Source organism: Enterococcus sp. DIV0561 (assembly GCF_050539875.1).
Taxonomy (GTDB): domain Bacteria; phylum Bacillota; class Bacilli; order Lactobacillales; family Enterococcaceae; genus Enterococcus; species Enterococcus faecalis.
Window position 1 is genome coordinate 1,335,788 of the sequence record NZ_CP172927.1, and the last position, 14,285, is coordinate 1,350,072.

At 36.8% G+C, this 14,285-nt stretch carries 11 protein-coding genes; 8 read left to right on the forward strand and 3 right to left on the reverse strand.

The window, feature by feature from the left end:
• Positions 1-4 precede the first annotated feature (4 nt).
• From IGM13_RS06510 to IGM13_RS06535, 6 genes are all read left to right on the forward strand, one after another.
• Positions 5-2,371, forward strand: a complete 2,367-nt coding sequence (locus IGM13_RS06510) for an endonuclease MutS2 (RefSeq protein ID WP_033600560.1) — start codon at positions 5-7, stop codon at positions 2,369-2,371.
• A 97-nt stretch (positions 2,372-2,468) separates the two neighbouring features.
• Positions 2,469-2,783, forward strand: coding sequence for a thioredoxin (gene trxA / locus IGM13_RS06515; protein WP_002419758.1), 315 nt, complete (start codon positions 2,469-2,471; stop codon positions 2,781-2,783).
• Positions 2,784-2,947: 164 nt separating this feature from the next.
• Positions 2,948-4,744 (forward strand): excinuclease ABC subunit UvrC, encoded by a 1,797-nt coding sequence (uvrC, locus tag IGM13_RS06520; protein WP_048945269.1) that lies wholly within the window; start codon positions 2,948-2,950, stop codon positions 4,742-4,744.
• An 803-nt stretch (positions 4,745-5,547) separates the two neighbouring features.
• Entirely contained in the window at positions 5,548-5,805 is a 258-nt protein-coding gene (locus IGM13_RS06525) for a DUF3884 family protein (RefSeq protein ID WP_002360406.1), read from the forward strand.
• 104 nt (positions 5,806-5,909) lie between these two features.
• Positions 5,910-6,809 carry an ABC transporter ATP-binding protein gene (locus IGM13_RS06530; RefSeq protein WP_002357699.1) on the forward strand — a complete coding sequence of 300 codons (900 nt, stop codon included), beginning with the start codon at positions 5,910-5,912 and terminating at the stop codon, positions 6,807-6,809.
• Complete coding sequence (locus IGM13_RS06535; protein ID WP_002419309.1) at positions 6,802-8,064, forward strand: ABC transporter permease; 1,263 nt, start codon at positions 6,802-6,804, stop codon at positions 8,062-8,064. The genes IGM13_RS06530 and IGM13_RS06535 overlap by 8 nt, the downstream gene beginning before the upstream one ends.
• Before the next feature lie 35 nt (positions 8,065-8,099).
• On the opposite strand, the gene IGM13_RS06540 is transcribed toward IGM13_RS06535, so the two are convergent.
• Positions 8,100-9,098 (reverse strand): LacI family DNA-binding transcriptional regulator, encoded by a 999-nt coding sequence (locus IGM13_RS06540; protein ID WP_016613969.1) that lies wholly within the window; start codon positions 9,096-9,098, stop codon positions 8,100-8,102.
• A gap of 141 nt (positions 9,099-9,239) precedes the next feature.
• Between IGM13_RS06540 and IGM13_RS06545 the strand changes: the two genes are divergently transcribed.
• Positions 9,240-10,634: a 6-phospho-beta-glucosidase gene (locus tag IGM13_RS06545; protein ID WP_002419307.1), complete on the forward strand. Its 1,395-nt coding sequence runs from the start codon at positions 9,240-9,242 to the stop codon at positions 10,632-10,634.
• A gap of 25 nt (positions 10,635-10,659) precedes the next feature.
• On the opposite strand, the gene IGM13_RS06550 is transcribed toward IGM13_RS06545, so the two are convergent.
• Positions 10,660-11,166 (reverse strand): hypothetical protein, encoded by a 507-nt coding sequence (locus tag IGM13_RS06550; protein WP_002357693.1) that lies wholly within the window; start codon positions 11,164-11,166, stop codon positions 10,660-10,662.
• A 245-nt stretch (positions 11,167-11,411) separates the two neighbouring features.
• Here IGM13_RS06550 and abc-f point away from each other — a divergent pair, with 245 nt between their 5' ends.
• Positions 11,412-12,878: a ribosomal protection-like ABC-F family protein gene (abc-f, locus tag IGM13_RS06555; RefSeq protein WP_179188575.1), complete on the forward strand. Its 1,467-nt coding sequence runs from the start codon at positions 11,412-11,414 to the stop codon at positions 12,876-12,878.
• Positions 12,879-12,918: 40 nt separating this feature from the next.
• Here the strand turns inward: abc-f and IGM13_RS06560 are convergent, their stop codons facing one another.
• Positions 12,919-14,205 (reverse strand): NAD(P)/FAD-dependent oxidoreductase, encoded by a 1,287-nt coding sequence (locus IGM13_RS06560; RefSeq protein WP_002361770.1) that lies wholly within the window; start codon positions 14,203-14,205, stop codon positions 12,919-12,921.
• Positions 14,206-14,285 lie beyond the last annotated feature (80 nt).

Below are 14,285 nucleotides of genomic sequence, written 5' to 3' on the forward strand. Positions count from 1 at the left end.
AAAAATGAATCAGCGTATTCTATCAACATTAGGGTTTGATAAAGTAAAACAACAGTTGTTGCAATTTATTGTGACAGCTCAGGGGACAAACGAAGTTTCGGAATTATTACCGATTGCTGATGAAAATAAAATTCAATCATGGCTAAATGAAACACAGGATGGTTTAAAAGTTCAACGATTACGTGGTGGAATCCCCATTCCTAAATTAGAAAATATCCAACCACACATGAAACGGATTGAAATTGGTGCGGATTTAAATGGTGTAGAATTAGCACAAGTAGGCCGTGTCTTGTCGACTACTTCAGAACTGACTCGTTTTTTTGATGAGCTAAGTGAAAATGAAGTGGATTTTGAACGTTTATATATGTGGCGAGAGCAACTAGAAGTTTTGCCTGAATTAAATCGCCAACTCAAACAAGCCATTGATGATGATGGCTACGTCACAGATGAAGCTTCGCCAGCCTTAAAGGCAATTCGGCAAAATATTCGTCGTAGTGAGCAGACCATTCGAGAAGAACTAGATAGTATTATTCGTGGGAAAAACGCACGTTATCTGAGTGATGCCCTTGTTACTATGCGAAATGAACGCTACGTGATTCCAGTCAAACAAGAATATAAAAATATTTTTGGTGGCGTGGTTCACGATCAAAGTGCTTCAGGTCAAACCTTATTTATTGAACCTAAACAAATTTTAGAAATGAATAATCGCTTGCGACAACAACAAATTGCCGAAAGAAATGAGATTACTCGCATCTTGGCAGAACTGTCGGCCGAGTTGGTCCCTTATCGCCGTGAAATTACGCATAATGCTTATGTAATCGGTAAACTTGATTTTATTAATGCTAAGGCGCGACTAGGAAAAGAACTAAAAGCAGTTGTTCCAGAAATTAGTCAAGCAAATCATGTAGTTTTTAAACAAGCTCGGCACCCGCTATTGGATCCAGAAAAAGCTGTAGCCAATGACATTGTGATTGGAGAAGAATATCAAGCAATTGTGATTACAGGGCCTAATACCGGCGGGAAAACCATTACTCTGAAAACGTTAGGTCTTTTACAATTAATGGGCCAAGCTGGACTACCTATTCCAGTTGAAGAAGAGAGTAAAATGGGGATTTTTACAGAAGTATTTGCGGATATCGGGGATGAACAATCGATTGAACAAAGTTTAAGTACTTTCTCTTCACATATGACGAATATCGTGTCTGTCTTAAAGAAAGTCGATCATCAAAGTTTAGTACTGTTTGATGAATTAGGTGCTGGGACAGATCCGCAAGAAGGGGCCGCTTTAGCGATTGCCATTTTAGATTCATTGGGCGCTAAAGGAGCTTATGTGATGGCAACAACCCATTATCCTGAATTAAAAGTGTATGGCTATAATCGAGCTGGAACAATCAATGCCAGTATGGAATTTGATGTAGATACCTTGAGTCCAACCTATCGTTTATTAATTGGCGTGCCTGGCCGAAGTAATGCTTTTGAAATTTCGAAACGTCTTGGATTAGACAATAGTATTATTGAAGCTGCAAAACAAATAATGGACGGTGAAAGTCAAGATTTAAACGAAATGATTGAAGACTTGGAAAACCGTCGCAAAATGGCCGAAACTGAATATTTAGAAGCTCGCCACTATGTTGATGAATCGGCCGCTTTGCATAAGGAACTAAAAGAAGCCTATCAAGTATTTTTTGAAGAACGAGAAAAAGAATTACAAAAAGCGCGGAAAGAAGCAAATAAAATTATTGCAGAAGCGGAAGAAAACGCAGAAACCATTATTTCTGATATTCGCAAAATGCAATTGGAAAGTGGCCAACAAGGTGGTGTCAAAGAACATCAGTTAATTGATGCGAAAACACAGCTTTCTCAATTACACCACGAAGAAACCAAGCTTGCTAAAAACAAAGTGCTGAAGAAGGCGAAAGAACAGAAAAAATTAAAAGCTGGCGATGAAGTAATTGTCAATACTTACGGCCAACGAGGGACATTATTAAAAGACAACGGCAAAGGACAATGGCAAGTCCAATTAGGCATTTTAAAAATGAACGTCTCTGAAGAGGATATGACGCCTGTCGCTCCACAAAAGGAAGCAAAACCAAGAGTTACAACGGTTCGTTCTGCAGAAAGCAGTCATGTTGGCACACAACTAGACTTACGTGGCAAACGCTACGAAGAAGCATTGGCAGAAGTTGACCAATATATTGATGCTGCGATTCTAGCAGGCTATCCACAAGTAACCATTGTTCACGGTAAAGGAACAGGTGCATTAAGAACCGGAATAACGGAATTTTTAAAAAATCACCGCAGTGTGAAAAGCTATGAATTTGCGCCACAAAACCAAGGTGGTAATGGTGCGACTGTCGTGAAATTCCAATAAACAAGGACTTACAATAAGTAAGCAGAACACTCGCTATCTTAGAGATGACGTGTTATACTAAGCATGTAGTAAGAGTAAAGAGTAGGAGGTTTGTGAAATGACACAAGCAATTACCGATAAAGATTTTGCAACAGAAACAGATGAAGGATTAGTCTTAATCGACTTTTGGGCAACTTGGTGTGGCCCTTGTCGTATGCAAGCACCCATCTTAGAACAATTATCTGAAGAATATGATGAAGACGAAGTAAAAATCGTCAAAATGGATGTGGATGAAAATCCTACAACACCAGCAAGTTTTGGAATCATGAGCATCCCAACATTGCTATTGAAAAAAGATGGCGAAGTTGTTGAAAAAGCAGTCGGTGTTCATACAAAAGACCAATTGCAAGCAATGATTGCCAAACACTTATAAACGTTGATTAGTCATTACGAATAGTCTGATTCAGTCTGAAGAGAAATCATTAGCGATTGTCTTTTCAGGCTGTTTCTTTCGTACATAAAGTAGCGGCTTTTTTTGTTTAATTACAAAAAGAGGTGTATAATAGATGAAGTATTTTGTTAGAAAGGAAGTATCGTATGAACGAACGAATAAAAAATAAATTAGCACTGCTTCCTGATCAACCTGGTTGTTATTTAATGAAAGATAAAAACGGCACGATTATCTATGTTGGGAAAGCCAAAATTTTGAAAAAACGTGTCCGGTCTTATTTTCGTGGTAGCCATGATACTAAGACAGAACGATTAGTCAGTGAAATCGATGATTTTGAATATATTGTGACAGAATCGAATATTGAAGCACTTTTATTAGAAATTAATTTAATCCATAAAAATAATCCCAAATATAACATCATGTTAAAAGACGATAAAACCTATCCTTTTATCAAAATCACAAACGAAAAATATCCTCGTTTAATGATTACTCGAAAGGTTTTAAAAGACAAAGCGTTATATTTTGGCCCATATCCAGATGTAAATGCAGCGAATGAAACAAAGAAACTGTTAGATCGGCTTTTTCCTTTGCGAAAATGTAATCCGTCGCAAAAAACACCTTGTTTGTATTATCATTTAGGACAATGTCTGTGTCCCTATGCTTTTGATGTGGATCCGCAAGTCTACAAAGATATGGTGGAAGAGATTAAAGGGTTTCTCTCTGGTGGACATACAGAAATTCAGGACCGCTTACAAGAAAAAATGGCTTATGCAGCTGCACATATGGAATTTGAAAAAGCTGCAGAATTTCGCGATCAAATTAAAGCGATTGAAACAGTTATGACCCGCCAAAAAATGACGAATGTAGATTTAATTGATCGTGATGTGTTTGGTTATGCTGTTGATAAAGGCTGGATGTGTGTCCAAGTATTCTTTGTCAGACAAGGAAAATTAATCGAACGTGATGTATCGATTTTTCCATTTTATGATGATGCCAGTGAAGCATTTTTAACTTTTATTGGACAATTTTATCAAGAGAATGAGCATTTTGTGCCAAAAGAAGTCTTGATTCCTGATGACATTGATAAAGAAAGCGTTGAAGCGTTATTAGCTACGAAAGTCTTGCAGCCGCAACGGGGAGAAAAGAAAAAACTGGTTAAATTAGCCAGTAAAAATGCTGCAGTTGCTTTAAATGAAAAATTCGATTTGATTGTACGGAAACAAGAACGAACAATTGGCGCAGTTGAAAAATTAGGCAATGCGATGAACATACCTGCGCCCATTCGAATTGAAGCATTTGATAACTCAAATATTATGGGAACAAACCCTGTTTCTGCGATGGTTGTGTTTATTGACGGACGGCCAGCTAAAAATGAGTATCGAAAATATAAAATAAAAACCGTCCAAGGTCCTGATGATTACGCTTCTATGAGAGAAGTCATTTATCGCAGATATTCACGAGTTTTAAAAGAAGGCTTGCCTTTTCCTGATTTAATTTTAATCGATGGTGGTAAAGGTCAAGTCGATGTTGCCAAAGATGTGTTAGCCAATCAACTAGGAGTCGATATTCCTGTAGCTGGATTAGCCAAGAACGACAAGCACAAAACGAGTGAACTTTTATTTGGTCCAGACTTAGAAGTTGTACCATTGGAAAGAAACTCACAAGAATTTTTCTTGTTGCAACGAATCCAAGATGAAGTCCATCGTTTTGCCATCACATTTCATCGTCAATTACGTAGTAAAAATAGTTTTGCTTCCAAATTAGATAACATTGAAGGTTTGGGACCGAAACGCAAAAAAAATCTTTTAAAAGAATTTAAATCGCTTAAAAATATTACGGCAGCCAATGTTGAAGAATTAAGAAAAGCTGGGTTACCTGAAACTGTCGCAAAGAATGTGTATCGTCATTTACACCAAGAAACAACCTCTGAGATAGAAAAATAAATGAAAACAAGCCAGAGGTCGGGACAGAAACGTTTAGCTCCGAGAACCAAGTAGGTACTGTTCAACATCTATTTGCTTTGCAAATAGTGTTTCTCAGCAATAAGAAGAAATTTCCGAAAATTGTCATAAAACACAACGAGGAACGAGTTGATGTTGCATGATACACTACACTCCGTTTCGTTCGCATCAATTTCTACGCATGGAACATGCTAGAATTGAAGGACCCGGTGTTCTTTAATTTTTGGAGACCAAGTCCTTCAATTCTTAGTGATTTATCACTTAGAGATTGATGAGATCGGAGCTCTGCGAAGTAGGTATTGTTCATCATCGAATCACTACGTTCTTCGTGATTCTCAACACTTGGAAGGATTAAGATACGCCGAACACTTGTGTGAGAAAGTCAATTTCGGCTTATTGTTTTCTCGCCAAAGGCTCGTCACAGTTTTATACTTGTAAGTTCCGAAGGACCTTCACCAAGTAGGTACGATGATTTCATCTGTTCATGCTTCACAGTGAAACATCGTAACTCTTAGAGCTGTAGCTCTTTTGAAGGCTGTACTGTGACGAGACGCATGTCGAGAAAACACCTTAGAAGTTGTTGAGATCGGAGCAACGCGTAGTGTTGGTTCTGTTCCCGCCGTTTATAAGGTTTTAAGCCTGGGACAAAAATCCAAAGTGATTTTTGTCCCAGGCTCTGTTTTTTTTATTCAATTTTTTCATGAAAAGTTGAACTCTCAAGAAAATATGATAACGATTTCTTTCGTGATATACTAATACTAACTTAAAAGAGAGGACGTCTGATCATGAAAATACTAACACCCGTTTATCAAATAAAATTTAAAAAAGTACCAAATCAATTACTGATTGATGAGCGTTTAATAAATGAATTGGGTACGTGGCTGAATCGTACAGGTCGAATTTGGGCCTGTCAATCATCAAAATCGGCAAAGGAATTTAAAAATAAATTTTATGAAAGCACAGGCTTGACCGCAAATGAAGTGCATATTTCTGCCGAGACGGATGGCCTTTTTCGCTTAGCAGAAAATAAAGCGTCTGATTAAAGTGCAACATCTTTTCATAACAATTGTGATTGACAAGCCAACACAGGAAAGATACGATATGAGTAACTAAACAGCGGTTTAGAAAAAGTGAAGGGGGCGTTTATGTGTTAGAGGTAAAAGAGTTAGTCAAAACCTTTGGGGATTTTAAAGCAGTTGATCATGTATCCTTTACGATACCGGACGGGAAAATTTTAGGATTAATTGGCCAAAATGGTGCCGGAAAAACAACTACGTTTCGCTTGATTTTAAATTTTTTAACACAAGATAGCGGGTCGGTTTTATGGAATGGTCAACCATTAAACGAAAAAGAATACAATATTATTGGTTATTTACCAGAAGAACGGGGTTTATATCCTAAAATTACGATTGAAGACCAACTAATTTATTTCGCTTCATTGCGGGGGAAAACTAAAAAAGAAATTGAACCTAAAATTGACTTTTGGATGGAAAAATTTCAAGTTAAAGGCAAAAAAACGGATAAAGTTAAATCTTTATCAAAAGGCAATCAACAAAAAGTTCAATTGATTGCGACACTTATTCATGAACCGAAGTTAATTATTTTAGACGAGCCTTTTAGTGGCTTGGATCCAGTTAATGCAGAATTATTAAAAGACGGCATTATTGAATTGAAAAATCAAGGTTCTTGTGTCATTTTTTCCAGTCATAATATGGACAATGTGGAGAAAATCTGTGACCATTTAGTCATGTTAAAAAATGGACGCATGGTTTTAGATGGTCAGGTTCATGAAATTCGACAACAATTTGGTCGAACAAAATTATTTTTAGAATCACCGTTATCTGTTGAGGAAGTTGCTGCTACAGCAGGTGTGAAAGAAGCGCACTTGCGACAAGATGGCGTCTTAGAAGCGACATTAGAAAACGCTGAAGTGGGCAAAGTGTTGTTTGATAAAGCGACAGCCAACGGCTACATTCCAATGTTTAATCAACAACCACCAACATTGGAAGAAATTTTCAAAATGAAAGTAGGTGGGCAAGATGAGTAAATTTTGGATTATTGCGACTGATGTCTATAAGAAAAATGTGAAGTCGCTGTCTTTCTTAATCATGATTTTAGCGCCATTTCTTCTTGTAGGAATTGTTTACTTAGCGGGCTCTCTAGCTAGCGGTTTTTCAGGAGATACTACCATTGGTCTGGTTTCGGAAAATCAAGCGCTCGTTAAAGAGTTGACAAAGAATAAAACAGAGGACTTTTCTTTCAAAGCTGTTTCTTCTGAGAAAAAGGCCCAAGAACAATTAAAAGACGAGAAAATTGATGCCTATTTACTTTTGAACACTACAGATAATCAGATTTCTGGTCAGCTTTACTCTGAACGCTCTTTAGGAAATGCAACCGAGATGCTAATCCCTCAAATGTTAAACCAATTACAAACAATGGCGAATGCCAATCGTTTAAATTTAACAGCTGAGCAAGTTGCCATGTTGAATCAACAAGCAACATTTAAAAAAGCTAAAATTAGTTTTGATGAAAATGGCAAAATAAAAACAGGAGAAGATAACACAGGGATTCAAATGGCGTTAGCAATGGGGATAACAATTTTGTTATTTGTCTTCATCAGCAGTTATTCTTCAATTATTGCCCAAGAGATTGCTTCTGAAAAAGGCACTAGAATCATGGAAGTTATTCTCTCTAGTACAAAAGCGCAAACCCATTTTTATGGCAAATTAACTGGGGTTATTCTAGTAGCTTTAACACAAATTTTCATTTACGGAGTGGCGTTTGTTCTCGGCTATTCTCAATTGAAAAATCTTGATTTTATGAAAAGTCTATTAAGTGGTATTTCACCACAAAATATTTTTTCATCAACCTTTATTTTTACATTAGGCTTTTTCATTATTGGTATTCTCGTTTTTGCTGTTTTGGCAGCACTTTGTGGTTCTCTTGTTTCCAAACCAGAGGATACAGCAAAAGCAGTTCAGCCCATCATGTATATTGGTTTAATCGGTTATATGATCGGCATTACGTTTGGGACGAATGATCCACAAAATATCGTGGTGAAAGTGACTTCCTTTATTCCGCTGATTTCGTCATACATTATGCCAGTACGCTTGGCGACCGAAACGGCATCAACAATGGAAGCAATTGTCTCATTAGTGATTTTGGCAGTCTTTGGAATTATTTTAACAATCTTCTCTGCTCGTTTATACAAATCAAACGTTCTTGTATACAGCGAAGGCGGCATGATTCAATCCTTAAAACAGTCAATTTCTATTTTAAAAAATGAACAAAAGCATAAATAATTTTTGTTTAACTCTAAAAGGACCCGGTAAATCAGTCAAAGTGACTGATCTGCCGGTTTTTTTTTAGGCACCGTTCGTCGTTCAACTAGACGAACGGTTAATTTTTTTTCAGGAATGTTCGTCTGATTTAATTGGTTGTATAGGTAAATAAATGAGTTTTCGGCTTGATACTGAATGGCATAATCAACAGTCGTAATATGCATCAATTCACTGACATAACTATTATCAAAGCCAATGACAGCGACATCTCGAGGAACGGCATAATTTAGATTTTCAAGTTCTGAAATAAACTCAGCTGCTACGTGATCATTATAAAAGGCCAAAGCTTCTGGCTTTTCGGTTAATTGTTGCCAGTAATGGGCAATTTTGCGACCAGAATGGTTAGTATACTGATCATTAATCAGCCACTCAGCTTGCCAAGGTGCCTGAGTGTTTTCATAAAAATCTTTCATTGCACGTTTTCGTGCTTGCGTGTTTAAATTTTCGGGATTACCGAGGACATGACCGATTTTTTGGTATCCTTGTTGTTGTAAATATTCTAAGGAACGATAGTAACCAGAGTAATGATCAATGTAGGAAGAGTATATATTAGGTGAATCGATACGATGCCAGGTTGCTAAAGGACCATATGCGCTGTAAGGCTCAATCACCGACCATTCATTTGTTCGTGTCAATAAAAACAAGCCATCTAATTGTTTGTATTTTAATTGGTTCAAGGCATCAATTTCTTTCTGCTGATCGCCATCTGTAAAAAATAAGGTTACGGAATAATTGTAATTTTTGGCAATTGAAATAAAGCGATTCAAGAAAATGCCTAAGGAACCTAAATAACTAGGGGCTAAAAAGCCAATGGTTTTTGTGGCACCTGCTCGTAAATTCCGCGCCACATAATTCGGAGTATAATTTAATTCTTTCATTGCTTTGAGAATTTTTTCTTGACTATCGGTACTCACATATCCTTTTCCAGAAATTAAGCGAGAAACAGTCGATTTCGAGACACCGGCAACTTTTGCTACATCAATGATAGACGTCATTTTTTACCTCCAAAGTGGAATGTATTCTTATAAGAAGTATAGCATACATTTTTTTGAAAATAGTGCTTGACATGGGAACATTCCCATAATTTATCCTAAAGATGTAAACGATAACAATTTAATCAAGGAGGAAGAAGACGGATGACAAGAGGAGCATTAAAAATTGCAACAATTGGTGGCGGTTCTAGTTATACACCTGAATTAATTGAAGGATATATTAAAAGAAAAGATGAACTGCCAATTAAGGAAATTTGGTTAGTCGATATTGAAGCTGGTAAAGAAAAATTGGAAATCGTTGGGGCAATGGCGAAGCGCATGATTAAAGCTGCTGGTTTAGATTGGGAAGTTCATTTAACATTGGACCGTGAAGCAGCCTTAGAAGGGGCGGATTTTGTTTCAACACAGTTTCGTGTAGGATTATTAGATGCTCGCATTAAAGATGAACGGATTCCTTTGTCCCATGGAGTATTAGGCCAAGAAACAAATGGCGCGGGAGGAATGTTTAAAGCATTTCGAACGATTCCTGTCATTTTAGCTATTATTGACGATATGAAACGTCTTTGCCCAGATGCTTGGTTAGTGAATTTTACCAATCCAGCTGGAATGGTTACGGAAGCCGCAATTAAACATGGCGGTTGGAAAAAAACAGTTGGCTTATGTAATGTGCCGATTGGTCATAGAAAACAAGCGGCCGAAATGCTGGGAATTCCAGAAGAAGACTTATTCTTTAAATTTGCTGGAATTAATCATTTCCATTGGCACCGCGTTTGGGACAAAGAAGGACAAGAGCGAACACAAGAACTCATTGATTTAATTTACGGACCTAAGCAAGAGCAAGGAAGTCATTTGAAAAATATTTTTGATGCGCCGTTCCATTATGAACAGTTAAAAGATTTAGGAATGTTACCATGTGGTTATCATCGCTATTATTATATTGAAGATGAGATGTTGAAGCATTCCATCGAAGAGTATGAACGGGGCGAAACAAGAGCACAAGTGGTTAAAGAAACGGAAGGTCGTCTGTTTGAATTGTATAAAGATCCCAAACTAGATTACAAACCAAAAGAATTAGAAGAACGGGGCGGCACACACTATAGCGATGCAGCTTGTGAAATGATCGCATCAATTTATAATGATAAACGAACGGATATGGTTGTTTCTACTGAAAATAATGGGACAATTACTGATTTACCGTATGATTGTGTTGTAGAAGTATCTGGACCTGTAACAGCACATGGCCATGAACCTTACAACTGGGGGGCCTTTCCGCCAGCAGCACGAGGAATTATTCAAAATATGAAAGCTATGGAAGAAACGGTTATTCGAGCAGCCATCAATGGTGATTACGGCGCAGCATTGCATGCTTTCACTATTAATCCATTAGTTCCTGGCGGCGTCATGGCGAAGACCTTGTTGGACGAATTATTAATTGCCCACAAAGCACATTTACCGAATTTTGCAGATGCGATTAATAAAATTGAAGAAACACAACCAGAAACAGTCACATATGTGGCCGAATTAATGAAAAGTAATTAAAAAATATCGCACGCTAAAGATTCGTTTAGTGTGCGATACTTTTTTTAGAATAGGAAGCAAAGGATTCCGTTTTTTTCTTGACAGTAAAATGATAGGTTTGTTGCCGGAACAGCCACTGAATACCAGAGTAAATTAAAATTTCAGCAATAATAAATGTCGAAAGTTTCTGTGCGGAAAGGAATAATAGCGTTAAAATTAAAAATAAGACGACACAGGTATAAAAAACGTGTTGCAATTTTTTAGAATTGATAATCGTGATTTCTTTGGTATCTTCAGTAACTTCAATGCGCCGATAAAATTGGAACCAGCCTTCATAGAACGTTAAAACATCCCCAGGATCAGCCTCAATTTCAATAGGTACATTAGTAAAAAGTTTCCCTTGATGCACACCATTTTTATAAAATGTAAAATAGCGTAACGCGCCCCAAGCTGATGTTTTTCGTGTCAATGTAATCTTCATGGTTTTCACCTCCGTCTTTATTTTGCCATAGTTTCGGTAAAATTGTATCCTACTAAAGTCCGATTCTCTGATTTTAGGGTCAGAATTGACAAAAGAAAGCAGAGGTGTTAATGTGGGAGTAATTAAACGAGGAGGTATAATTGTATGTTGGCATCTATCAGAATTTGGATTGACTTTTTGACAAAATAAATTGAATAAATCTTATCAAAAAGTCTGAAATTAAAATTCATGGGTGACGTGTGTACTTTTATACGAAACTACAAGGATAGCGATTAGGCTGTCCTTTTTTGCGTACCCAAGATTCTTTCGTTTCAGAAATGAAAGAAGAGGGCGAAATGAAAAAATTAAGTATTCATCTGAAAGAAGTAAGTATTCACTTTTCGGGAAAACCAATTCTAGAAATTGATGAATTATTTGTATATGAAAATGAAAAAATTGGGATTATTGGTAAAAACGGCGCAGGAAAATCAACACTGCTCAATTTAATTATGGGTAAGATTCAATCAGATAAAGGAAAAGTTCAAAGATTGAACGACTTTCATTACTTGGCACAAGTAGCTGAAGAAATAACGAATGAATCAGAGAAAACTGACAAAAACTGTTTGCTAAATCAGAAAAATCAAAAACTAAGTGGTGGCGAAAAAGTCCAAAAACGCTTAGCAACATTATTTTCAGAGTATTCAACAGGGGTTATTTTAGATGAACCAACCACACATTTAGATAAAGAACATCGTCAGTTGTTAGTGGCAGATTTAACGTATTATTATGGGACCGTTTTGTTTGTTAGTCATGATCGCTTTTTCTTGAATCAATTAGCAGAGAAAATTTGGGAAGTTTCGGATGGACATGTCAAAGAATATTTAGGGAACTACGATGCGTATTGTCGTCAAAAAGAATTGGAACAGCAAACACAATATAATGTCTATCATCAATATCAAAAGGAAAAGAAAAAATTACAGGAATCTTACGCAAAGAAACAAGCACAAGCGCAAAAATCTAGTCATGTTTCAAAAAAACAAAAACAAAAGCAAATTCAACCTAGTTGTTTAGCTGGTTCTAAACAAAAAGATACCGTACAAAAAGCACTCCAAAAACAAGCGAAAGCGATTAATGCCAGAATTGACAGATTACCCGATGTTGCGCAAGCAAAACAAGAGCGAAAAATTATTTTTCCTACTAATAATCAGTTCTCTTTATACAATCCATATCCAATTAGAATTGAAAATTTAACTTTCGCTTATGAGAATCGAACAATTCTTAACCAAGTGAACGTTCAAATTCCTTTAAACGAAAAAATAGCACTTTGTGGAAAAAATGGTGCTGGGAAGAGTACCTTCCTTCAACAAATTGAAGCCCGTCACCCGGCCATTTACTTTTCTCCCAAAGTCCGGTTAGGAACGTATCATCAATTAGATTATCGATTAAAAAATGATGAACCACTGTTGACTTATTTATTGAAGCGGACAAATTATTCTGAAAAGATTGTGCGTTCACTTTTATATCGTCTAGGTTTTCAACAAGAAAATTTACAGACAAAGATATCTTCTCTAAGTGGTGGCGAAGCCATAAAAATTACTTTGGCTCAATTATTTATAGAACCAAATAATATCATCTTATTGGATGAACCCACCAATTTTCTTGATTTAGAGACAATCCAAGCACTTGAAGAATTTATAAGTGCCTATCAAGGAACAGTAATTTTCACCTCGCATGATGAAACGTTTGTGGAAAAAGTAGCCACCCGCACTATTTATTTAGAAAACGGGAAAATTATTGATAAATAAAAAAAGTAGACAAAAAGTCGCTATTTTAGCGACTTTTTGTTTAGACTTCTTCAATTGGTAAATAGGTGTATTCTGCAATTTCTGCGGCATGGGAGCCAGCAACATGTCCAGTGACAAATGCAGCTGTAACATTGTAGCCTCCAGTATAGCCATTAATATCTAAAAGTTCACCAGCAAAAAATAAACCATTGACTAATTTGCTCTCCATTGTTTTAGGGGTCACTTCTTTGAGGGAAATCCCACCGCCTGTGACAAAAGATTTTTCCAAGGGCAATGTTTTCGTAACAGTGAACTGAAAGTCTTTCAGTAGTTCCACAAAGGAAAGACGTTGCTTTTCTGTCAGTTGTTTGGCAGGCACTTCTTCAATTGCTAGTTTCTCTAGATAAAAAGTAAGCAGACGTTCTGGTATTAAAGAATGAAAGGCATTTTTTGCCACTTTATTTGGCTGTTCCTCAATCATGTAATCAACGTTTTTCAGCACTTCTTCAAAAGATTTTGTAGGAAACACATCCAAGGCTACCGTGACAGGTTGATTGCCGTTGCGAGTTAATTCTTGGTTAATAAAACTAGAACAGCGGAGCGCGGCAGGTCCTGAAATGCCAAAATGTGTAAACAGCATATCCATTTGATGATTAACTAAAGGTTTTCCTTTTTGGTTCAAAACAGTTAAATTAATATCTTGTAAAGAGAGACCTTGCAACGTTTTATCAAGGATAAAAGGTTCTTCAGAAATAATAGGCGATTCGGTAGGGTAGAGAGGGCTGATGGTATGCCCCATTTTTTTGGCTAGTTTATAGCCATCACCAGTTGCTCCTGTGGAAGGATAAGTGCGGCCGCCAGTTGTTAATACAACACACGGTGCATAAATTTTTTCCAGTTCGGTTTCAACGCCAATTATTTGATCGTCTTTTCGTAGTAATTTTGTGACCTGTGTTTTTGTAAAAACAGTGACTCCTAATTCGTTAATGCGGTTAAATAGCGCATCAACAATTGACTTCGATTTATCTGTAACAGGGAACATGCGTCCGTGATCTTCTTCTTTTAAGTGAATACCATTGGATTCAAAAAAGTTCATGATATCATAGTTATCAAATTGTGAAAATGCGCTGTATAAAAATTTTCCATTCCCAGGAATAAATGAAATGATTTCTTCTGCGGGCCGATTATTGGTTACATTACAGCGGCCGCCACCAGTCATTAATAATTTTTTCCCAACACGGCGATTTTTTTCAATCAATAATACTTGAGCGCCTGCTTCTGCGGCCGCAATCGTGGCCATCATACCACTCGTCCCAGCGCCGACAATAATTACATCAAATTTCTTCATAGTTCTCCTCCAATTCAATAGGTAGTGTACCATAATTACGGGATTTTTTCTGGATTTAAGGAAAAAATAAACGTTTGACT